23 protein-coding genes are annotated in these 23,506 nt (G+C 37.2%); 11 read left to right on the forward strand and 12 right to left on the reverse strand.

Going from position 1 to position 23,506, the window contains the following annotated elements; translation table 11 throughout:
• A partial coding sequence (locus P9B04_RS17205; RefSeq protein WP_342056205.1) for an NB-ARC domain-containing protein occupies positions 1–687 on the reverse strand: 687 nt, incomplete at its 3' end.
• A gap of 12 nt (positions 688–699) precedes the next feature.
• Positions 700–1,128 (reverse strand): hypothetical protein, encoded by a 429-nt coding sequence (locus P9B04_RS17210; RefSeq protein WP_342056206.1) that lies wholly within the window; start codon positions 1,126–1,128, stop codon positions 700–702.
• Positions 1,129–1,661: 533 nt separating this feature from the next.
• On the opposite strand from P9B04_RS17210, the gene P9B04_RS17215 reads away from it, so the two are divergent.
• The 11 genes from P9B04_RS17215 (at position 1,662) to P9B04_RS17265 (ending at position 15,283) form a co-directional block, all read left to right on the forward strand.
• The gene (locus tag P9B04_RS17215) at positions 1,662–2,915 is read left to right on the forward strand and encodes a glycosyltransferase family protein (protein WP_342056207.1); all 1,254 of its coding nucleotides are present in this window, start codon (positions 1,662–1,664) and stop codon (positions 2,913–2,915) included.
• Positions 2,916–2,965: 50 nt separating this feature from the next.
• Complete coding sequence (locus tag P9B04_RS17220) at positions 2,966–4,204, forward strand: glycosyltransferase family 4 protein (RefSeq protein WP_342056208.1); 1,239 nt, start codon at positions 2,966–2,968, stop codon at positions 4,202–4,204.
• Positions 4,205–4,295: 91 nt separating this feature from the next.
• Positions 4,296–5,462: a glycosyltransferase family 4 protein gene (locus P9B04_RS17225; protein WP_342056209.1), complete on the forward strand. Its 1,167-nt coding sequence runs from the start codon at positions 4,296–4,298 to the stop codon at positions 5,460–5,462.
• A 218-nt stretch (positions 5,463–5,680) separates the two neighbouring features.
• Positions 5,681–7,510, forward strand: a complete 1,830-nt coding sequence (locus tag P9B04_RS17230; RefSeq protein ID WP_342056210.1) for an ABC transporter ATP-binding protein — start codon at positions 5,681–5,683, stop codon at positions 7,508–7,510.
• A 46-nt stretch (positions 7,511–7,556) separates the two neighbouring features.
• Entirely contained in the window at positions 7,557–8,558 is a 1,002-nt protein-coding gene (locus P9B04_RS17235) for a phosphotransferase (RefSeq protein WP_342056211.1), read from the forward strand.
• A gap of 311 nt (positions 8,559–8,869) precedes the next feature.
• The gene (locus P9B04_RS17240) at positions 8,870–10,678 is read left to right on the forward strand and encodes an acyl-CoA dehydrogenase (RefSeq protein ID WP_342056212.1); all 1,809 of its coding nucleotides are present in this window, start codon (positions 8,870–8,872) and stop codon (positions 10,676–10,678) included.
• Positions 10,647–11,051 (forward strand): acyl carrier protein, encoded by a 405-nt coding sequence (locus P9B04_RS17245; RefSeq protein ID WP_342056213.1) that lies wholly within the window; start codon positions 10,647–10,649, stop codon positions 11,049–11,051. The genes P9B04_RS17240 and P9B04_RS17245 overlap by 32 nt, the downstream gene beginning before the upstream one ends.
• 261 nt (positions 11,052–11,312) lie before the next feature.
• The gene (locus tag P9B04_RS17250) at positions 11,313–12,770 is read left to right on the forward strand and encodes an MBOAT family O-acyltransferase (RefSeq protein WP_342056214.1); all 1,458 of its coding nucleotides are present in this window, start codon (positions 11,313–11,315) and stop codon (positions 12,768–12,770) included.
• Positions 12,770–14,020 (forward strand): NAD(P)/FAD-dependent oxidoreductase, encoded by a 1,251-nt coding sequence (locus P9B04_RS17255; protein ID WP_342056215.1) that lies wholly within the window; start codon positions 12,770–12,772, stop codon positions 14,018–14,020. Before P9B04_RS17250 ends, P9B04_RS17255 begins: the two co-directional genes overlap by 1 nt.
• Positions 14,021–14,431: 411 nt before the next feature.
• Positions 14,432–14,827 (forward strand): GlcG/HbpS family heme-binding protein, encoded by a 396-nt coding sequence (locus P9B04_RS17260; protein WP_342056216.1) that lies wholly within the window; start codon positions 14,432–14,434, stop codon positions 14,825–14,827.
• 72 nt (positions 14,828–14,899) lie between these two features.
• The gene (locus P9B04_RS17265; RefSeq protein ID WP_342056217.1) at positions 14,900–15,283 is read left to right on the forward strand and encodes a hypothetical protein; all 384 of its coding nucleotides are present in this window, start codon (positions 14,900–14,902) and stop codon (positions 15,281–15,283) included.
• Between the two features lie 33 nt (positions 15,284–15,316).
• On the opposite strand, the gene P9B04_RS17270 is transcribed toward P9B04_RS17265, so the two are convergent.
• The 10 genes from P9B04_RS17270 to P9B04_RS17315 form a co-directional block, all read right to left on the reverse strand.
• Complete coding sequence (locus P9B04_RS17270; RefSeq protein ID WP_342056218.1) at positions 15,317–16,258, reverse strand: HlyD family secretion protein; 942 nt, start codon at positions 16,256–16,258, stop codon at positions 15,317–15,319.
• 93 nt (positions 16,259–16,351) lie between these two features.
• On the reverse strand, positions 16,352–17,761 hold the full coding sequence (locus tag P9B04_RS17275) for an alanine/glycine:cation symporter family protein (protein WP_342056219.1): 1,410 nt from the start codon (positions 17,759–17,761) through the stop codon (positions 16,352–16,354).
• 4 nt (positions 17,762–17,765) lie between these two features.
• The gene (locus P9B04_RS17280; protein ID WP_342056220.1) at positions 17,766–18,386 is read right to left on the reverse strand and encodes a CPP1-like family protein; all 621 of its coding nucleotides are present in this window, start codon (positions 18,384–18,386) and stop codon (positions 17,766–17,768) included.
• Between the two features lie 183 nt (positions 18,387–18,569).
• A complete protein-coding gene (locus P9B04_RS17285) occupies positions 18,570–18,839 on the reverse strand; it encodes a TatA/E family twin arginine-targeting protein translocase (RefSeq protein ID WP_342056221.1) in 270 nt (89 codons plus the stop codon).
• A gap of 236 nt (positions 18,840–19,075) precedes the next feature.
• A complete protein-coding gene (gene psbH, locus P9B04_RS17290) occupies positions 19,076–19,270 on the reverse strand; it encodes a photosystem II reaction center phosphoprotein PsbH (RefSeq protein ID WP_342056222.1) in 195 nt (64 codons plus the stop codon).
• Between the two features lie 70 nt (positions 19,271–19,340).
• Entirely contained in the window at positions 19,341–20,864 is a 1,524-nt protein-coding gene (locus P9B04_RS17295; RefSeq protein ID WP_342056223.1) for a GUN4 domain-containing protein, read from the reverse strand.
• Positions 20,837–21,607 carry a PP2C family serine/threonine-protein phosphatase gene (locus tag P9B04_RS17300; protein WP_342056224.1) on the reverse strand — a complete coding sequence of 257 codons (771 nt, stop codon included), beginning with the start codon at positions 21,605–21,607 and terminating at the stop codon, positions 20,837–20,839. The genes P9B04_RS17295 and P9B04_RS17300 overlap by 28 nt, the downstream gene beginning before the upstream one ends.
• A gap of 16 nt (positions 21,608–21,623) precedes the next feature.
• On the reverse strand, positions 21,624–22,280 hold the full coding sequence (locus P9B04_RS17305; protein WP_342056225.1) for a vWA domain-containing protein: 657 nt from the start codon (positions 22,278–22,280) through the stop codon (positions 21,624–21,626).
• A 42-nt stretch (positions 22,281–22,322) separates the two neighbouring features.
• Complete coding sequence (locus P9B04_RS17310) at positions 22,323–23,030, reverse strand: flagellar motor protein (protein ID WP_342056226.1); 708 nt, start codon at positions 23,028–23,030, stop codon at positions 22,323–22,325.
• 12 nt (positions 23,031–23,042) lie between these two features.
• On the reverse strand, positions 23,043–23,506 hold a 464-nt coding region (locus P9B04_RS17315), incomplete at its 5' end, for a hypothetical protein (RefSeq protein WP_342056227.1).

A 23,506-nucleotide genomic window follows, 5' to 3' on the forward strand; every position in this document is an offset into this window, starting at 1 on the left:
TCTTTGTCCCCTAACTTTCGGCGAGTCCCCCCAGACTTTTTGAGAAGCTTCATCATTAACCCTTTTTTTTCCTATTATTTGCCGTAAAAGTTCTAAAGCTTCTGGGGGTTGTAATACCTGTAATTTTAACTGCTGTAACCGTCCCAACCTCTGACGACTGGTAACAATAACCTTAAACTTATTATTTTTAGGTGGTAAACTATTTTTAATACTATTGTAATTTTTAACATCATCAAAAATCAGTAATACATTACCCTTAATCCAATGATTCCAACAATAATCAAGTCTATCTTCTAGAGTTTGTAAATAGTCGGGAGGATTAACACCGACAGACTGAGAAAAAGAAACAATTTGACCCATAATATCGCTTCCTCTTGCTTCTATCCAACAAATACCACCAGCATAATTTTGTTGATATCTTAGGGCATATTGTAATGCTAATTCTGTTTTTCCTACCCCTCCCATTCCTGTCACAGAAGTAATTGCCAAATGTTGATTATTGTCCAAAAGCTGATCAATATCTTCTAAATCTTTTACCCTACCGACAAAAATATTTGTACCGTTGTAAGGTATCTTTTGAGGAATATTTATTAGGCGTGGTGGCGGTGCTAACGCCTTATTGATAGTAATTTGATCAGCAATATAATTTTTGATTTCACCTTGATTCTGATCTTGATTTATGTCCATGATATGTTCTTATTATTCTTTTTCATTAAAAGTCATTGTCTGTGCATTGTAGTTTTTTATTGTTCCTTGATTCTGATTTTGTTGAAAGGCATTCCCTCCATAAACATACATAATGTTAGAACCTTGTCCCTCTTTTTCTAAGTCTTGATTAATTTCCTCATAAAGACTTCTGACTTCTTCAGCAAAATCTTTATTTTTTCTCATTTCTCCTTCTAAATAAAATCTAATAGTTTCTAAATCTTTATCTTGATCATCTGCCTTATCTAATTCAGCCATAACATCAGCATTAGACTGTAACTTTTCTCTAATTATCTGAGTTAATTTCTTAATCTTCTCAAGGGTTGCTTCTGTTGCTTTTTCAATCACTGTAGTAGAAGCAGCAGTAAACACAAAACCAACAATAGAAGTTGCTAACGTAGTTAGGGAAATAGGATCAAGCATAATATAAATTATCCTAAAGTGTTAGATAATTATAATTTAACAAATCCAAGGGCTAACTAGATTAAGACGAATTTTTATAGTCTTTTAATTAAGTACCTAAAGAAAATTAATTACACATACCAATAACCTCATTGCCTCCTGCCTCCTGACTCCTACCTTTTCTCAACTATAACTTTTACTTTTGTCCAGGTACTTACTTATATGGAAACAAGTGGAAACAATAGGATATAAATAGAATTATTCGATGCTTTTCCTGTGTTTAGAGAGATTTTTTTCCCTAAGTTTTGGGACTGACATATAAAGTTCATTAACTTATACTAAGACCAACCAATGAAGCAGTTAATACCCTTTTCCGTTATTTGGGCTACACATGATAAAACAGATATCCCTCAAGCCCACAAGACTAGATAAACGATGTGTAGCCCAAATATACGAAATTGTTATAACAACGCCATAAATATTGACCTTGTAACTTCTCCTGAAACCCCGCTATCTTTTTTGTCCACTTAGTTATATTGCACCCTCCTCAAATTATGCCTTTAACTACCATTAAAAAGCCTACTAATCCTCTTAAATCTTTACCTAACCCCAAAAAAGTCCAAAAACTAAGAATTGCGCTTTATTCTCACGATACAATGGGTTTAGGTCATAAACGAAGAAATCTTTTAATTGCCCAAAGTTTAGCTAATTCTTCCCTCAATGCTGATATTTTGGTTATTAGTGGCATGAGTGATATGACTAAAGTGGGGACTCATCCTAACATTGAGTATTTAACCTTACCTGCTTTATACAAAACCGGAGAAGGTCAATATCAAGCCCGCCGTTTGCAGATGTCTCTTGATGATATAATTAAACTGCGATCGCAGGTTATCCGTACAACTATCAAGAATTTTCAGCCGGATGTCTTCATTGTCGATAATGTTCCCAGAGGGGCCATAGGAGAATTAGATCGTACTCTGAAATATTTACGCAACCAGGGTAAAACCCTTTGTATTCTTGGGTTACGGGATATTTTGGACCAACCAGAGGTTATTATTCCAAGCTGGAAAAAGGCTAAAAACGAAGAAACCATCGCTCGTTTTTATGATAACGTTTGGCTTTATGGGGATGAGAAGGTTTACAACCCGATCAAAGAGTATCAATTTTCTGCTGAAGTGGCAACTAAAATCCGTTACACAGGGTATTTAGACCAACGATGTCGCTTAAAATACGCCAAATTCGAGAGAAAACAGTCTATAAACAAGAAAAATAAACGACTAGCCCTTTGCTTGGTAGGTGGGGGACAGGATGGTTATCAATTAGCCAGGGGGTTCACCCAGGCACAGTTACCCCAAGATACTAACGGAGTTATCATAACAGGTCCCTTGATGCCCAGTCAACTGCGTCAACAGTTACATCATGAAGCACAAAATAGACCTAATTTACAGATATTAGACTATGTTTCTGAACCTACTTTATGGTTAGAAAAAGCAGATTTTGTGGTGTCTATGGGAGGTTACAATACCACTTGTGAAATTTTATCTTTTGAGAAATGGGCGTTAATTATTCCTCGTATTCAACCCAGAGAAGAACAGTTAATTCGGGCGCAACGTTTACAAGCATTAGGGTTAGTTGATATGTTACATCCCGATTATGTCACCCCTGAAGCTTTAAGTCAGTGGTTATGTAAAGAAGTTGCTCAACCTAATGTACATGAAAAGATTGATTTTCAAGGATTAAAACGTATTCCCCAATATTTAGGAGAATTGTTGACCGTAGCTGATCGTAGATTTCTCAAAGTCAGCTAAAAAATAGAACTATTTTTAACCCGTAAAATTTGTAAGTGAGGAATGAATCAATGCGTGTTGCTTATGTCGTCAAACGGTATCCCCGTTATTCAGAAACTTTTGTGGTTAATGAAATTTTAGCCCATGAAAAAGCAGGATTAAACATCGATATTTTTGCCCTGCGTCCCCCTTGTGATACCCATTTTCAAAACGGTATTTCTCAAGTTCGTGCTTCTGTGACTTATATTCGTAAACCTATCCAGGGACGGGTAAGTGAGTCTCTAAATAGTTTATCTCCCACGGCTGATAGTTATTTTTGGGCAGAATTACAAGAATTAAGCAAATTAATTCCTGATTTTTGGAGTAAACTAGCCATAGCACAAGGAGAAACTGCTAGTGTTGTTTATCAAGCTGCTTGGTTAGCCAGGGAAGTGAAATTAAGAGGAATTAGCCATTTACACGCCCATTTTGGTTCAGTTTCTACCAGTGTAACTCGCTTAGCGTCTCACTTTGCTAATGTTCCTTATACGTTTACAACCCACGCTAAAGATATTTTTCATGAAAGTGTAGATATTGATGATATGAAACGAAAAATTAAGGATGCTTCTACTGTTGTTACTGTGAGTGATTATAATCAACAATACCTACAAAAAACTTACGGTCAAATAGCTAATAAAGTGCAAAGAATTTACAATGGATTGAATCTATCTCAATTCGATTATAAATCACCCCAAAATAGTTCTTCTCAAATCATTTCTGTGGGACGTTTGGTAGAAAAAAAAGGGACTTTTGCTTTAATTGAGGCTTGTTTTTTGTTGAAAAAATGGGAATGTGACTTTCATTGTCAAATTGTGGGAATGGGTGACTTGGAAACCGAATTAAAACAGCAAATTGAAGCATTGAAGTTACAGAACTGTGTTAATATTATTGGTCCACGTCCTCAAAATGAAGTATTTAAATTAATCCAAGACAGTGCAGTTTTTGCCGCCCCTTATATCATTGGAAAAGATGGGAACAGGGATGGTTTGCCCACTGTGTTATTAGAAGCAATGGCCTTAGGAACTCCCTGTGTTGGAACAGATGTTACAGGGATTCCTGAAATGATTAAACATGAGGAAACAGGGTTAATTGTTCCTCAAAATAATTTAGAAGCATTAGCTATAGCATTGCGAACTTTATTAACCAGTGAAAATATGAGAATTCAGTTAGCAAAAAATGCTAGAAAGTTGATGGAAACTGATTTTAATATTGAGCAGAACGCTGCAACTTTAAAGAGTTTATTTAAGTCAAATTCTACTAATAAAAATTAGTGAACATTGTTACAAATAACTTCTAGATAACAAGTTTGATATTGAGTTGTCAATATCTACCTTATAGACAGTAATTAGGAGGTAATTAATCATGCGTATTGCTTATGTTTGTGCTGATGTTGGTATTCCTGTGTTTGGTCAAAAAGGATGTTCTACTCATGTGCAAGAAATTATTAGAGGGTTGTTAAAAAAAGATCATCAAGTTCATTTATTTACTCCTCGGTTGGGTAATGATAGACCAGATGATTTACAAGCCGTAAAATTACATCAATTGTCACCTATTCCTAAAGTTGATCAAGGGTTAAGAGAAAAAATTGCTTTATCTATGAATTCAGAAATAAATACAGCCTTAGACTATGCAGAACCCTTTGATATGGTGTATGAACGGTATTCTTTATGGAGTTATGCAGGGATGGAATATGCTAGAATAAAAGGTATTCCTGGAATTTTAGAAGTGAATGCACCTTTAATTTTAGAACAACAAAAACACCGTAGTTTAGTGTCTTCTAAAGAAGCAGAAACCGTTGCCATTAAAGTATTTAATGCCGCTACAACTATTATTGCTGTATCGGATGAAGTAAAAAATTATGTCAGTCAATATGTTAACAACCCTGACAAAATAAAAGTTATTCCCAATGGGGTGAATCCTGATCGGTTTTATCCCAAAAAGATAACATCTAATGCTTATTTTACTATCGGTTTCGTAGGATCATTAAAACCGTGGCATGGCTTACCTATCTTATTAGAAGCTTTTGAAAAATTTCATCATCATTATCCCCAAAGCAGACTATTAATTATCGGAAAAGGACCCGAAAGCGATCGCTTAAAAATCGAGATAAATCAGAAAAATCTCAACTCAGTGATACAGTTAACTGGGGCTGTTCCTCCCTCTGCTATTCCCTTTTTATTAGAACAAATAGATGTAGCGGTTGCCCCCTATCCACCTTTAGATCAATTCTATTTTTCCCCTCTGAAAGTCTATGAATACATGGCCGCAGGGTTGCCTGTTGTGGCCAGTGATATAGGGCAAATAAGCAACATTATTCAGCATGAAAACAATGGTTTATTGTGTCCCCCTGGGGATAATAACGCCTTAATAAAAGCCTTTGTCAGTTTAATGCGATCGCCTCAACTTCGTCACCAGTTAGGTACATCCGCACGTCAAACTATCCTCGCTCATTATACCTGGGATCAGGTGATAGAGAAGATTTTGAGGTTAGCAAAAGAGGGTGAAAAAACATATTTAAACGTAGCTTAGTGAAACTGATATCTTGCACCAGTATAAAAAAACTTAAATTAGTAAGCAGTTCCTCACTCCGTTCCGGCGCTATCGCACACCGTTCAGCATTCGTTTAATCTTACTCATAGTAGATGATAGGGATTGATATTTTTCAGCTGATGGCTGATAGCTGAACCCTCACAAACTAGCCATTTTTATCAAAAGTGCAAGATTTTAGTAAAATAGAGGAAGAAGTAATGACAACAAAATCATTAAAAAGCACAATTCCCAGTTTAGGGCGAATTTTAGCCCGTTTTTGGCCTTACATACAACAAGAAAAGTCATGGTTAGGGTTAGCCATCTTTGCAATGACGGGGGATGTAGTGTTACGCATTCTCGAACCTTGGCCCCTGAAATTTATTTTTGATCATGTTCTCATCAAAGATCAGTCCTCATTGCCTATTTTTGAGACCATAAGCCCCCTTGCTGTCTTAACCCTTTGTGCCTTAGGAATGATCGCTATTACAGGTTTGAGGGCGTTTTCAGCTTACTGGAGTACGGTTTCCCTAGCAACTGTAGGCAGTCGGGTGATGGTGCAAATTAGAGAACAGGTGTACCTTCACCTGCAAAGATTATCCCTTACTTATCATAACCAAGCTAGAAGTGGGGATCTGATTGTTGGCTTGAGTAGTGATACCAGTCGCTTACAAGAAATTTTGATCACAGCCATGCTTCCTCTGGTTATTAGTATTATGACATTGTTGGGGACAGTAGGGGTTATGTTTTGGTTAGATGCTGATTTAACCCTATTATCGCTGTTAACCTTCCCTTTATTCATGTTTGCATCTGGCTATCTCAGTCAACGTATTCGGGCTGCGTCTGTTAGACAACGACAACAGGAGGGGGAAGTGGCGGCTACTGCCTCGGAGTCATTGGCCGCTATTAAGTTAATTCAGGCGTTATCCTTAGAGAATGCCTTTGCTGATAACTTTGCTAGACAAAATAAGCGAAGTTTAAGCCAAAGCGTCCAAAAACAACAATTATCTGCTTCTTTAGAACGGGTGGTGGATGGCATTATTGCTTTAGGAATGGCGATGGTTTTATGGTATGGATCATGGTTAGTGTTACGAGATGCGTTAACACCAGGGGATGTAATTGTCTTTTTAACCTACCTTAAAAATAGCTTCAAACCCATTCAAAATTTTGCCAAATATATGGGACGGTTAGCCAAAGCTTCGGCCTCTGGAGAACGTATTTTAAACATATTAGATGAAACCCCAGAAATTCAAGATTTACCTAACGCTATAATCGCCCCTTCTTTCGAGGGAGATATAAAGTTTCAGGATGTTAGTTTTGCTTACCATCATTCTCATTCTATCCTGAATAAAATCAATTTAAACGTAAAATCTGGTCAATTTATTGCCATTGTGGGACAGTCTGGTAGTGGTAAGTCAACTTTAATGAATTTATTACTCAGACTGTATGATCCCGTCTCCGGAAACATTTTCATTGATGGGCAAAATATTCGTAATTATACTTTAAAATCTTTACGTTCTCAGATGAGTGTTGTTTTACAAGAAAGTCTTTTATTTGCAGCCACTATTAAAGAGAATATTGCTTATGGAATGAATGATGTTAGTGATGAAGAAATTATCCAAGCTGCTCAGTTAGCAAATGCCCATGATTTTATCGAAAAACTACCTCAAAAATACAATACATTTGTAGGAGAAAGAGGAGCAACTTTATCAGGAGGACAACGACAAAGAATTGCTATTGCTAGGGCTTCCATTCGGCAAACTCCTATCTTAATTTTAGACGAACCCATTACAGGACTCGATCAAAAAAGTGAACAAGCTGTTGTTGAAGCTTTACAAAGATTATCTAAAAATAGAACTACATTCTTAATCACTCATGATCTCTCTTTAGCAACTCAAGCAGACCTAATTTTATACATAGAAAAAGGAAATATTGTAGAGCAAGGAACCCATTGGAAATTATTACAGCAAAAGGGATTATATTCCCAATTGTATAAAATTCAATGTAATAAAAATTCCCAGTCTTTTGAATCATTACCTATCGCCAAATAACGACAAAATAGGCATTTATAACCCCAATAATAAGAAAAATCTTATCATGAATATTCAAATTAACGACTCATTTAACGTACTATATGAACCTAATCTGTCCTTTCTTAAAGATGCTTTATGTCCTAATACAGTTGAAAAAGAATTCAAATATTATTTCCCTGATTTAATCCAAAATAATTCTTTAGATCAAATTCAAGTAATTCGCCATAAACACCAAAAACGCTGTTTAATTGAATATAAATTTAAAGGTGAAAAAGAATTTACTTTACTCGGAAAAGTAAAGTTTAAAGGAACAGATACAAAAAGCTATTACCTACAAAAAAATCTTTGGAAAAATGGCTTCGATGAGCATAGTTCTGATCAGGTTTCTGTTCCTCAACCTATCGGCATCATTCCCAAGTGGAAAATGTGGTTGCAGCGAAAAGTTACAGGATATACTACCACCCTTTTATTAGGGAAACCAGACGGGGTTAATATTGCTGAAAAAATTGCTTATGCTGCTTATAAATTACATCAATTCCCTGCTAAAAGTGATCGATATCATACCATTGATGATGAGCTGGATATCTTACATCAAAAATTACCGTTAGTGAGTGAATTATATCCCCATTGGAAGATAAGAATTAATGAAATTTTGAAAAAATGTAATAAGTTTGGTGAAAGTTTATCTTATGTTCCTTCTGTGGGTATTCATAGAGACTTTTACGCTGATCAAGTTATTATTAATGATTCTCGTCTTTATTTACTGGATTTAGATTTATATTGTTATGGTGATCCCAGTCTTGATATTGGTAATTTTATTGCTCATATTACTGAATATAGTTTAAGAGTTTTAGGGGATTTTCAAGCATTAAAAGATCGAGAGATAGCACTAAAAGAAGCCTTCATTAAACTAATAGGAGAAGAAAACAGAAAAAGGATTATAATTTATAAATTTCTAACCTTAGTAAGACATATTTATATTAGTACCCAAATAAAAGAACGTAATGCTTATACAGAACATTTAATTAGATTATGCGAAACTTGTGCAGAAACAGAAATGCTCTAACTTTTTTAACATTTTTAAAAGATTCACAAATAAAATAATTTTCTCTGATAACTCTTTTAGGTTGTGTTGCAAAACTTGACAAATAATTTATCACTGTACACGCTTACTGCCTACCTACCACCTAACTCCTGCCTCCTAACTCCTGCCTCCTAACTCCTGACTCCTGACTCCTGACTCCTGACTCCTGCCTCCCGACTCCTCCCAAAGACTTGCTTACTTGCCATAAACCCGTTAAAATAACGATTAATTTTTGTAAAGGTTATTTATCATAGAGAAATGATCTGACAAAAAACTACCTATGGAGGCGCGTCATGCACCAACTCAAACAGTATTGGGTTGCTGAAAGACTTGACAAAGATTTAGGAGATCCTTGGACTCCTGAGAATGTAATGTCGTTTAAGCAAGTAGTCGATATCGACGAGACAGAGAACTTTCCTCACTCAGAGATAGAATGGCTCTACAATTGGAAACTGCAACATTACTATGTCCCGGCGGAGTGTGGTGGGGAGTTCACTTCTTTTGAGGAGTTTTTAGCCTTTGTTCGTGTCCTCTGTCGTCGAGATCAAACTATTGGTATCGCTTTTACCACCCTGTTTTGGTCTTTTATAACTTGGATGGCAGGAAACGATCAACAAAAGCAACAGTTAGCCAACTTCATTAAAAACGAAAACGGGGCTATGTGCTTAGGCTACTCTGAAAAAGAACACGGTAGTGATCTCGTTGGTGGCGATTTAATCGGCAAAAAAGTTCCTGGGGGTTACATTCTCAACGGGGAAAAATGGCCTATTAATCGAGCCACTATCTCAGGAGTCTCCTATATTTTAGCCAAAACTAATCCAGAGGGAGGCCCCAAATGTTTAACCCTGTTCATGGTGGATAAAAGCCAACTGAACCCCGACAATTATTACAATTTACCTAAAATATTAACCCACGGAATTCGTGCCTCCGATATGAGCGGCATCGGGTTCAAAGATTGCTTTGTCCCCGACTCTATGCGAATAAAAGAAGAAGGAGACGGTCTAGAATTCGCCTTAAAAGGATTTCAAGTCACTCGTACTTTCTGCGCTGCTTTTTCCTTGGGTGCAGCGGACACCGCTATAAGAACCACCTTGAATTTTGCCGTTGAACGGGTTGTATACGGGAAAAAGGTAATCGATATTCCCCAACCCCGAAAAATCCTCGTAGATGCCTTTTTAGATATCTTAATCTGTGATTGCGAAACCATTGGAGCGGCCAGAGGTTTCCATGTTATTCCCGAACAGTTTAGCGTTTGGGCCTCGGTAACAAAATATTTTGTTACCACCCAAATAGAAACCATGATTAACAGCGTTTACACCGTCCTGGGATCGCGGTTCTATATGCGAGAAGAACACGACTGGGGTATCTTCCAGAAGGTGTTAAGGGATAACTCCATCATCAGTATGTTTGATGGCAGTACAGTGGTTAATTTACACGCTTTAATGCTTCAGTTCCGTCAACTAACCAAGCAACGGGCCCGACGTAAACCAGAGGCCATGGCAAAGTTACAAAAACGCCTAGAAACAACCTTTTCCTTAGAGAACCCCTTACCCAAATTCGACGGGGAAAAATTAGAATTGTTTGGTCGTGGTATGGACGATCCCCTACAGGGATTAGAAATTGCTCTGCAACAACTGGAAGCATTGAGAGAAACAGCTAATGTGGATGAGGAAGTGTTAGAAAAAATCGTGGTTTTGGGTAGTTTAGTCTTAGAAGAATTAAACGCTCACGACGAGTTAATTGCTAACTCAAAGTTTGAATACGGCCATGATCAATCCCCAGAATTGTTTGAAGTTGCTAAAAAATACTGTAATATCCATGCAGCAGCCTGTTGTTTACACATGTGGTTATACAATAGGACAGTTTTAGGAGACTTCTTTGCTAAGGGAGAATGGTTAGTTCTGAGCTTACACCGACTCCTAAGGACAATGCGTCCCCTACCCTACAGCATTTCTGATGTGTACGTAGAGAACACCGCTCAAGAACTGCTAAAACTGTATAAAGAAGATAAACTTTTTTCAATAGTCCCTTTTCAATTAGCTCATTCACCGACAAACGAGGATAATTCCAATGCAAGTTCAAAGCTCCAGCTACAAGCTTGATGACCAAGCAACTACAACCCCAGTCGAGATTGTTCAAAATTGGCTAATTAAGCAGTTGGCTGAGCAGTTAAATCTCGACCCTGATAAAATTAAAACCACCGAACCCTTTACCCGTTATGGCCTCGATTCCATCGATGCTGTGACATTGGTAGGAGATTTGGAAGATTGGTTAGATTTAGACCTACCTGATACTTTATTCTGGGATCATCCCACTGTTGAGAAATCAGCCCAGTATTTATCTGAAAATTACGATTTAGCTGATGCTGTCAGTAATGTTGAATCTGAAGAAAGCGAATCAGCACAACCGGTTAATCAAACTCAAGATAATAATAGCGAGAAAAAAGGATGGGGAAATCTTTTCGGAAGATTTTAATAAAACATAAACCATAAAAGCTTCCATAGGGTTAGTTAAGGATAAAACCTGGCTAACCCTAATTTTTTTCCGATCCTTTACCTGCTATAGTGTTAAAAATCAATCTGAGAAACTTAAGTTCGATATAAGGAAATCGATAGATAATTTGCCAAATCTAGAACTCTCAGAACAACCATGATCTCATTAATGAAATCCTAACTCAAGTAAGTTCTATTACTTATTTTTCTCTTAACCTATTTAGATGTTTGACAACTTATATTTATGAATTACTCTGATTTCTCGTTTTGGTGGATTTTAATTCTCTTTAGCGTTCCCTTTTTTACTGTTCGTTACATAGCACAGTCAGCTAATTTGTGGCGTGATATTTTTGATAGTGTTGGTTTATTAGCCTTATCATTTTTACTATTCTTCCATGCTAGTCGTTCTAGCTTTATTATCTTTTTGGGAGAACTAATTTTTAACTATTTAATGGTGCAATGGATGTTGCGATCGCAGGGTTGGGAAGCTAAAGCGATCGCCACCGTTGTTATTATTATTAATGTTTCTATTTTAGCTTATTTTAAATATTTAGCCTTTTTTGTGGAAGATGTTGTTGGTCTATTTATTAACATTCCCCCTAATTGGAAACAATTATCCCCCATTCCTGTCAGAAATACAATTCCTCCAGGGGTGTCTTTTTATACTTTTCAAATGGTGGGTTTTGTTGTCGATTCTCTCAACGCTAGGAAGAAGAAACCGGTTGCTTTTTTAGATTATCTTAATTTTATTGCCTTTTTCCCCCAGATTGTTGCCGGACCCATCGAAAGAAGAAAAGATCTATTTCCTCAGATTGAAGGTTTCCGGTTTAAATTTCGAGTAGAAAACTTTGAAACAGGTTTAAAATGGATTTCTCTCGGTTTGTTCATGAAGTTTGTCTTAGCGGACAATATTGCTCCCTATATTGACTTAAAAATCGCTGATAATGCCTGGACAGTCTGGTTTTTTGCTTTATTATTTACGTTAAGAATTTACTTTGATTTTGCCGGTTATAGTTTTGTTGCTGTGGGTATCGCCAGCTTTTTAGGAGTTAAATTAACAGTAAACTTTTTAGCTCCTTATACCTCTCAAAGTATCAATGAATTTTGGAGACGTTGGCATATTACCCTGAGTACCTGGTTTAGAGATTATATCTTTTTACCTTTGATGGGATCTAATAAAAAATGGGCAGCCTTTTACCTATTCTTAACCTTCACTCTATCAGGATTTTGGCACGGAGCGGCTTGGAATTTTATTATCTGGGGTGCCTATCACGGGGCTTTATTATTGGTATTGAGATATCTGGGTCGTCCATTTTATGGATTTATGGGTAACTATCTCCCCCGTCCTCAAATTATCTCTTGGTTTTTAACTTTTACTTCAGTTACACTAGGTTGTCTTTTCTTCATGGAGACTAACAGTAGAAGATTGCTGACAAAGCTCTTGACAATAATGACACCAGGGGCATATTCTTGGGAAAATTTGCAGGCTGTGTTTGGATCGTATAGTATTAATGAAACGTCAGCATTACTGTTAGTGCTTACTTTATCTTTGTTAGTCCTTTTCCTAGAACATCTAGCTGTTTGGCAGGGCAAATTTGAATATGATTTATTGTTATCCCGTTGGTTGTCTCCTGTTCTGTTAGCCTTGACTATTTTATTAGCTGCCAACACGCCATCTGAGTTTATTTACTTTGAGTTCTAATGAATACTAAAAATTATATTAATATCTGTGTGTTAGGAGGAGGTTTTAGCGGTTTATACACTGCTTTACATCTTAGTAAACATCCCTTAGTAAAATCGGGTCAATGGAAAATTACTCTCGTTGAACGCAACGACAATTTTTTATTTACCCCCCTACTATACGAGTTAATTACGGGAGAATTGCAACGTTGGGAAATTGCCCCAACTTATCAAAAATTATTAGCAGGGACTTCTATAAAATTCTGTCAAGAAACTGTTGAAAGATTCGATTTAAAGAATCGTACTATTACTTTAAAAAATAATACCAGTCTTAATTACGATTACCTTGTTTTAGGGTTAGGAACTCGAAATTATTGGGCGGACATTCCAGGGTTAAGAAAGTATGCTTTAACTTTCAGAAATCTAAGTGATTTAGAAACATTACAAGCGAAGGTATGTCACTTAGAATCTTTAGATAAAAAGCACTTGAGAGTAGCTATTATTGGTGGTGGTCCTAATGGTGTAGAGTTATCGTGTAAGCTAGCTGATCGTTTAGGAAACCAGGGAGAAGTTCTTTTAATCGATAGAGGGAATCAAATCTTAAAAGGGTTGTCAAAAGGAATTCGTAAGGCTGCTTATCGTGCTTTAGGTTCCCGTCGTGTCCAGCTATACCTAAATACAAATGTCCAAGAAATTGAAGAGGATTTTATCACTATCAATCACGGTGAACAGACTATTAGCGTTCCTGTTGATATGGTTGTTTGGGTAGCAGGCACTCAATCAAGATCTCTGATCAAATCCCTTAATTGTCAACAAAGTCAATCTGGGAAACTATTAGTGCATCGCAGTTTACAGTTAATCGATTATCCGGAAGTATTTGCTTTAGGTGATTTAGCACAAATAACCAGCAAAAATAAGCCTCTACCTGGTACTGCTCAAGTTGCTTATCAACAAGCGAGTTGTGCTTCTAAAAACATAGCTGCGATGATTGAAAATAAACCCTTAAAGTCTTTTAGATACCTTCATTTAGGAGATATGTTAACTTTGGGTAGGAGAACGGCTATTATATCCAGTTATGGTGTTAGTATTAGCGGTCAACTAGGGGGAATATTGCGGAGATTAGCCTATATTTTCCGCCTACCGACTATGCGTCATCGTCTTCAAGTATTGAGAAATCTCACCCAAAAAGTTGGCTTAAAAGTTCGCCGATTCTTACGTAGTATTATAACTAGTTTATTGGGTCAAAAATCATCTAGAAAATACTCAAAGTAATTTGATATAGCAGTTCCCATACTTGTGAGGTAAAAATTTTTCTAGTTTTAGGAGTCAGGAGTCAGGAGTCAGGAGTCAGGAGTCAGGAGTCAGGAGTTATAACCTAAATATTGGGTGTACCTCATGAGTGTGAGAAACGCTATATTTGACTTTATTTTGAGAGCTAAAATAGCAAAATAGATAATGAAGAACATCGGAAAATATTTCAAAAAGGAACATTGGCAATAATAAGGAAAAAAACTTATAGCACGAGGCAGGAAGTAAAACCATTCTCTGGTGTTGTTTCAATGGTTCAGAGTGTCCTAAACTATGGTTTGACTGCCATGACACCGAACTCAAGTTGTCTAGGTTAGTTAAAATGAAAATAATGATCATTATTATTGTATATATTTTCCCAAAATGGAGAGATCAATGGTTACATTAGAAAATGCAAGAAGAGTAATTAGTGCAGCTGAAAAAAAAGCACTCGAAATTGGTCAACCAATGAATATAGCAGTAGTAGATGGGGGCGGAAATCTTGTAGCCCATGTACGAATGGATGGAGCTTGGATTGGAAGTATCGATATCTCCATTAAAAAAGCGTACACTTCGCGGGCATTTAATCTGTCCACCAAAGATTTAGCCGAACAGAGTCAATCAGGAGGACAATTCTTTGGGATTCATGCCTCTAACGATGGCAAAATCATGATTTTTGCTGGAGGAATACCTCTTTACAGTGAGGGGCAAGTAGTTGGTGGAATTGGGGTTAGTGGTGGGTCAGGAGAGCAAGACCATGCCGTAGCGGAAGCTGGAGCCGCCCTATTTTAATTATTGAAAACATCATTATAAATACAGCAGATAAAATCAGGCTTAGAGAAGTAGAAGTCTATTTCTCCTGGCTTGATTCTACCTTCAGAGTTACAAGTGATTAAGCAGTCCCTAATCTTCGATTATCAAATCCGTGCTACCTTTCGTCGCAAACATCATAACCCTCCAGTGTGGACAGAGAACCACTGGCATGATTTTCAAGTTACGTTACACCTTCGCGCCCAACGAAATCCATCTGATATGTATGGATTAGATATGGTAGACATGGAACAGCGACTACAGGAATGGGGAGAGCGTTTACCGATAATTGTCAACGATTTTCCCCTGTGTCCTGGAGGAACGACTGAAGAACTCTGTTCCTATTTTGCTTCTATTCCTTTAGATAGTAATGTAACTTTAATTGGAGTTTCTGTCGCCGAAAATTCAGAACGATTAACTTATCTATCCATTAGCTAGGACTAAATCAGGTTCTCAAACCCGTTTTATCTTCTAGAAGAGGTAGGAAGCAGGAGTTAAGTTTACCTCATGAGGGCGAGAAACGCTATTTACCTGTCCCACCAAACTGTTACGGGGAAACGCATCTAAACGTACCCTAACAGACTGTCCGAGGCGAATATTAGCGAGATCTAGCTCAGAAACAGGGACCACCACCTTAATCTGATTAAAGTCACCTATACGCAAAATTTCTCCACCTGGCTGCACTAAATTTCCGGTCTGGGTTACTCGTTGTAACACATAACCTGTAATGGGAGAATGGAGACGGGTGTATGATAATCGTGCTTGTTCCTGTTGGATTACAGCTTGTTGGGCAATAACTCTCCCCTGGGCTGCTTCTACAGCAGATTGACGCACCTTAACTTGGGATTGTGCCGAAGCTAAGTTATGTTGCGCTGTACGGTATTCTGTAGGGGATAACTCCACTTCTTGTAAGGCGATCGCCCCCTCTTCGTATAACTGTTGCAAGCGAGCTGCGTCGGTTTGAGTCTGTTCCAACTGTACCTTAGTTGATTCTACTGTAGCCAGGGCTGATTGAACCTCTCCTTGAGCGCGGATCACTTCTGAGTTTAAGGCGGCTAACTCTGCTTGTGCTTTGCCTACTTCCCCTTGCAATAAGCTATCATCTAATTGGGCTAATAATTGTCCCTTGTTTACCCGATCGCCTACATCTACGGTTAATTGTAGTAATTGTCCTTCAACTTGCGATCGCAGGGCGACGGTTCGCACTGGTTGAGTTGTGCCGATATATTCTCTTGTATTCCGAACTGTATCAGTTTTGGCGATCGCTACGTCTACAGATGGAATTTGCTCTTTAAATTCAACAGTTTCTTGTTCTTTTGCTTCCGTGTCGGGAACAATTTTACAACCTACTGACCCTAACATCAAAATACCAGCTAATATTAAGACAACTTTAGTGTGCTGTTGAGTAACCATATATTTTTTGGTAGTTTTAATGTCCCCAGTCTTTTCATAGATTACCAAATTTTTGTAACAATTTTACCACTACAGATGTTAATTATGGACAAATCAAAAAACTGGTAATTTTTGCCAATATTCTTTCAACAAAGTTGCCACTTTTCCTGATAACAACATACAGCCTAAAAGATTAGGAATAGCTAGGGTTAGTAACATCATATCGCTAAAATCAACCACAGCCCCTAAACTAACCACAGAACCGATAAAAATACAGGTCAAAAATAACAGTTTGAAAACAATAGAACTTGGTTGGCCAAACACATAAGTCCAACATTGTTCACCATAATAACACCAAGTAATCATAGTAGAAAAACCAAATAAACAGATAATTCCTACTAATACAAAAGGAAACCAATCTATTACTTGACCAAACGCCATTGCTGCCAAAGTAGAACCACTAATATTATCCCCCACGGACTCCCCGTACATCCCCGTGGTGATAATCACTAAAGCAGTCAGATTACAGATAACAATGGTGTCAATAAACGGTTCTAAAATAGCAACAATGCCTTCTTGTATGGGTTCTTTTGTCTTCGCTACCGCATGGGCGATGGCAGCCGATCCCAAACCTGCCCCATTAGAAAAGGCGCTGCGTCTGATCCCTTGCACCAAAATACCGATCAACCCTCCTTCTATGCTAGAGGGGGAAAAAGCCTCTCTGAACATCAACCCAAAGGCTGCAGGAATAGCGGTAAAATTCGCCACTAAGACCCATGAACAACCCAAAAGGTAAAAAAATATCATCACTGGCACTAATTTGCTTGTAATCACCCCAATGCGGCTAATACCACCAATAATGACTAGTCCCACCAACAAAGCTACTATTAAACCATAAAGCCAATCGTAATCTTTAACCGCCGGAACCACTACCGCCAAAGCGGCAAAAGACTGATTAGCTTGGAACATATTACCACCCCCGATGGCTGCCCCTAAACCCGCGATACCGTAAAAAATAGCTAGTGTTTTGCCTAAAGTTTCTTGTCCCAGTTCCTTTAACCCTTGGGAGAGATAATACATTGGTCCGCCGATAATAGTTCCGTCTGGGTTAACGATGCGATATTTAACCCCTAACGTGCATTCGACAAACTTATTAGACATTCCCAAGAAACCGGCCAACGTCATCCAAAATACAGCCCCTGGGCCACCCATTTGAATAGCAATAGCTACCCCAGCAATGTTTCCTAGACCGATACTAGCGGATAAAGCCGTCGCTAAAGCTTGAAATGAGGACACTTCCCCTGGAATCTCATCCTGTTGATCATAAAAGCCTAAAGCTACTTTAATAGCGTGTGGAAACCCAACAATACTAATACAACCCATGCGGAGGGTAAAAAAAATCCCTCCTAGAACTAACCAGAGGATAATGAGAGGAAAATGGGCAACCTCAAAAAAAAGTACCCGTTGGATGAGTGTTACCAAACTCAAAAACAGGCGATCGATATTATCTAAAAATTGATTCACGGAATTAACGTAAAAAGCTACTGCTTAGCCAAAATAGAAAGAAGATGGCCATACCAATGAAAGATTGACTTACATCTCCTGGAAGATTAGCCCCTTGTAATAATTGCCCTATTCCCCATCCTAAAGCAACCCCTAAGAATAAACCTGCTAAGGTTATTAATAAAGCCCGACCAAACTTATTTTCTTTACGGTTGAGAAAATAAATATTAGCAAAAACCCCTAATGCTAGTAGTACAGAAATGGAAGAAGAATCAGTACCAGAAAAGTTCACTAATAAAGCTAAACCGAGAAATATACCCGTTGGCCAGAGAAGATCCCTGGAAGAAGGGGTATCAATAAACTGCTGTAACCAAGAGGGGGAGTTGTCCAGAGACAGAGGGGGAGGGGTTGGGGGGGTTTCTCGCTGACGTTCTGCGAAACGAATGCGATCGGGTACTTTAATACGACCTTCTTGACGCAGTTTCAATCGTTCCATGATAATTGAGTCATAGGCTGCCTCTATGGCTTCAACGGTTTTTACGTCGTTGCTATACTCTTGTGTTAAACGGTTTTTAGCTGCTTGGATTTCCTCAAAAGACGCGGCTTCATTCACACCAAGCTTTTCGTAAGGTGTTTGTTCACTCATCTAGAACCTCCTTCCATCTTTCCCTCATCAAAATGCTGAAATAATTAAATTTGTCGTTTTGTCTGTCAACAGGGTCAACCCCAGGGAGTTGCCAACCATCGACGGATATTCCGACCTCGATTATATCCTTTCTCACATAAATTAGCCGATACAACCATTAGAAGATTTTATAATGTTGCTGGTTTATGTGTTCATCTTGGTCTTATCGTTATCCGTTGGGGTAGGATTAGCCATTTTATTTTCTTCTAGTTCTGCACTCATTGTGACAGATTCTTCCAGTTGTTGTGCTTCTCGTTTGAACTCATTTTCAAATTCTCTTGAAGCGTCTTGAAACCCGCGAACTGCCTTCCCCAGACTGCGGCCTATTTCGGGGAGTTTTTTGGGACCAAATACCAATAAAGCAATTACTAAAATCAAGCCCATTTCCGGTAGCCCAATGCCAAAAACATTCATAACATACTCCTAATACTTCTTTATTAGTTTATCCCAATACTACTCAAACCTGAGTTTGGTGTTAGGAGTTAAGTCTTTTTTCAGGGGAAGTATGGGAAGACAAAAAACTTCTGACTGATGAGTGATAAAAAAACCCCGACAAATCGGGGAAAATACAAGCTATTATGAGAGCGATTAGTTTTCTAGAATGTTCTGAAACTGCATCGCTTTACAATCCCTAATGTCTAACTCGAGGTTTAACCTCCCCAAGTTACGGTAAATCCATCGAGAATTAGAGAAGAGTTGTAAATTTGCAGAATGATTAATAGGAAGACTAAAAATAAGCCCATGAAAACTCCCATTAAACCAGTGGTTCCCCATCCAGGGACAACCTTTCCATATTCGGAATTAAGGGGTCTGAGTAAATCTCCTAATCGAGTACGTTGTGCCATAATTTTTTAATCAGTGTCTATGCTAAGACTTATAGTCTATCAAAGAAGAACCCCTGATGGTAGATCTATTTTAAATCTGTTGCAACAAATTAAGATAGACCTGAGTATCAACCAAAAGACTTGTCACATAGGGGAAATAACCTCGGATATTGCTATTGTTCGTATTTAATACCCCTTGGTTCCAACCTAATTTTTCGGTAAACAACTGAAAAAGATTCTCTTGAGAGTTACTGGCTTTTGCACTTGAATAGACAAGCTGATAAATTTCTTTTTGTATGGTAAATCCAAACATATTTGACGAATAGTTAAGCCACATTGTATCAACTTTTTTAAACACCGAGTTGAGTTCTTGAATGTTGTTAATATCATTCTGCTTAAGCAAAACTCTACCACCCATGACTTGTGTGATAATCCAAAATGTAGCAAGATTAGCATCTTGCCATTGTTTTAATTTTAAATGTTCTTCTAGCTTGTTATAAAGGGGAATATAAGCAAAAATATCTACTCCTAAATTTTCTGGTTTGGCTCGTTCGCACCAGTAACATTTTAAATAATTTTTGTCATAGTAGTGTCTTTCATACTGAATTTTAAAGCTCAAGGGTTCTGTGGATTTCTTTTGATACTCATTACACATAACTAAACGTTTTAATGCTTGTTCTAAAACATCTTCCCAGTCCTGTGCTTTTGGTCTTTTCCTGGGATTATTATGTCCTTGATTAAAACATTGTAGAAAGTAGGTTTTTAATTGAGGATAAAAAGGCAAGGGTTTAACATCGAAAGGAATTGTCATTTTGCCGGGACGAATGCGACTATTTTTTGCGTACGGCCAATAACATTTTTCTACCAAATCATCTATTTTATTTGGTTTTTCTCCCCTCCCTACCCATTCACCGGAGAAAGGATGATAACCAAAAATTAAAAGATAAATAATAACAGCTAAACGAAAATAGTCGTGGGTTTCAGATTGACGAATATTTTTGATATCTTTTCCCCTTCTTAATTCTTGTAATAGTTCTGGAGGATTAAATCCTTCTGAAAGAACAGTGCAAGGATAAACTTTTTTGTTTTTAGAGTCTATAACTTGAAAAGAGTCTATATCAATAATTATTGGTAAAGCCTGACTATTAACGAGGATATTTTGGGGCTTCATATCTCCAATTATGTATCCCTGGTCATGCACATTTTTAACAACTTTGACTAAGTTTAATGCTGTCTGGTGTAGAAATTTCCAATTAACTAGAAAAGGAAGTTTTTTACGCAGTTTAGGAATATAAACTTCATGAAGTGGTTTAGCATCATCGATGTAAGGCATTAAAAAGCCAAGGAATTGTTTTTGGCTAGATTCATAAACTAAAGAGGATGGCCAAGCTAAAGAACTCAAATCTTGGGGTGGATTATCTATCATTATCTTGAGCTTTTCTTCTCGCTCAAGATTTGCTTCATGATAGATTTTAGCAATATAATCACTATCAGAGGTTTTCCAGATTTCTCCTTCTCCGCTACTAGCAATTTTTTCAAGTAAAGTTACGGATTTTTTTAGGTTACTACAAAATATCTTGTTTCCCTTCATTGATGACTTTCCTGATGCAGACATAATAATAAAGTTTTATCATCGTGGGTGCGAGCATTAAGACGTTCGGAATCTAAAAAATTAATCAGATAACTATTTTCTTTTTCTGGATTTTCAGTGGTTATTAAATATTCCTCTAGGGGTTTAAAAAAAGGAGGAAATGCTAAGTAATCTTTCTGTCTAATGGCGACTTTTTCTAACCCATCACTGGCAGCACAAATAAACGGGTAATAACCTTTAATAACTTCCACTTGCATTTGATTCATAGCATTATCTGAAGTCACAAAAGTAGTTTCGTTGACATACTCTCCTTTGTTGGGTTCAAATACTAATTGATAATCTTCCTTTTCTTTTTCTCGAATCACTAAAAAACCATCCCCAATTTGCATCGCTGTTACCCATTTAGGGGTAGCGATAAAAGCAATAAGAGTGCAAGCTAAATCTTTCAATAAATAATCCTCAAGTTCAGCTTTATGCTTCAAATCATCAACAATTGTTGTTAATAGTTGATCTTGCTCAAAGTTAATCGGATGTTCAGGATAGTTTTCTTGATAATTATCCACATAACCTGTCAGATATTCAATCGCTTTTGTTACTGCTAATTTTGCCCCTTCATGGCTCATTTTTGCTGAACCAGCACCATCTGCTACAGCACCAATTATGATTTCATTTTTAACGAAATAATAATCTGCATAATCTTGACAAGGAGTTTGCAGTTTTTGATGCTGTACACCAATAGATGAATAAGAACTTGCTTTCCAACTCATAATAATTAAATCTAAATTATGTAGGAACTTCCCCCCATCCCACCGGAGGAAGTGATTTAACATCACCAATTTTCCCAGTGGAAACCTGTTGTACTGAAGTGCTTAACCAAACAAACATTTCCCGAAAATCTAACCCTTTAAGTTGTAAAGGAGGACGCGCAGAAGCAATTTCTTTTAATGTATTAAAGTCAGCACCTTCAACACCCACTGCAAAAAAAACTAACTTTTTATCAGCTTCGGCATCTTTTAATTCTGAGGCTGCCCGTTGCCAAGAATCTGTTGGCGCACCATCGGTAATCAAAAATACCCAAGGACGATAATATTGAATATCATTATTTTTATAAATCGCTTTACGTTTTTCTATGCTATCTAAAGCTGTAATTATTGCTTGTCCCATTGGTGTTCTTCCTGATGTTTTTAATTCGGGGGGGTCAAAGTCATCAATGGTGACAAATTCTTGAATAGTTGTGACGGTTTCACCAAAGGTTATGATTTCTAATTCTACTCTTTGAGAAGCTAAAGTATCTTGCATTAAACTGGATTTGAACGCTTTCAGACCTTCATTTAACTCTCTAATGGGTTGCCCAGACATAGAACCAGATGTGTCTAATAATAAGACCACAGGGCAGCGATTTTCTGGGTTTTCAACGAACTCTGGAAATCCTACAGGCATAATTTCTCCTTTACAAATTATACAATTGTCATTGTATATCTTTTATTGTGCTGTTGTGGTTTCTCTGGTTTTGGTAAATCGAATTTCAATACGTCTTCTTTCAGCATTGGGGTTAGGATCGGGTTGGGCAAATTCTCCATTTGGAAGGGTTAATTGACCAGCAGAATAGGCTCTAAAACTGGTTTGACCGGACAATTTTTGCAGACGATTGTCGTCTGATTTAATCCTCTGTAACTCTTTAACCACCGCTAAAGCTCTTATTAATCCTAAATCTGCGTTAGAACCTGGATTAATGTTAGAAATTGCTAAATCACCTGTAGCAGACTTTTCTAATGTCTCGTCTAAGTTACTAACAGGGTTCCCAACAGATTGACCATCAGTATGACCAATTACTACCACTGTATCTATATCATATTGATTAAAATTATCTTCAATTATCTTCACTAAATCAGTGGCAATAAAGTTTTTCAAGTTTCTTGTTAGTCCTCCACTACCAGAAGGAAAAGCATATTTTCCTGCTCCTTCAATAATAATATTGGGAGGAAACTCTTTTTCCCTTTCCTTCAATTTTGCCTTCAATTTATCATTTTCTTCGGTTAATTTGTCAATCTTTGCTTTTAACTCTCGTGGATTTTCGTTAGGTTCTGGATTTTCCTCGGTTAAACTTCCCTGAACTGAAAAGATAATGAGCAGAAATATAAAAGCTAATAAGGTGAATAATTCAGCGTGCTGAAGTTGACTAATTTTCATAATTTTAATACTTTATTGAGTAACTCGTTGAATATATTTTGTCAGTTCTTCTAGTTGAGTCCATAATTTTCCTGTATTTTGAAGATACTTACTAACCTTATTGGCTTCCTGTCCAGCTTGTTTAACAGAGTCTGCTGTTTGAGACATTTGAGTGGACACATTTTGAGTATTCTGAGAAAGGTCAGATAAATTTGTTTCAATTAGTCTTAGACTGTTAGACCAGTCACTTGCATTATTTTCTAATAATGTTGCTTGCTGACTGAAAACATTGTTAATTCCTTGAAGACTATTTAATAAGGGCTGTTTTTGTTGTTCTAAAACAGTATTTATTGCCTGAAAACTATTCTCCAAAGGTTCTTTTTGTTGTTCTAAAACAGTATTTATTGCCTGAAAATTATCTGACAAGGGCTGTTCTTGTTGTTCTAAAACAGTATTTATTGCCTGAAAACTATCTGACAAAGGTTGTTGCTGTTGTT

Source organism: Crocosphaera sp. Alani8, assembly GCF_038442745.1.
Taxonomy (GTDB): domain Bacteria; phylum Cyanobacteriota; class Cyanobacteriia; order Cyanobacteriales; family Microcystaceae; genus Crocosphaera.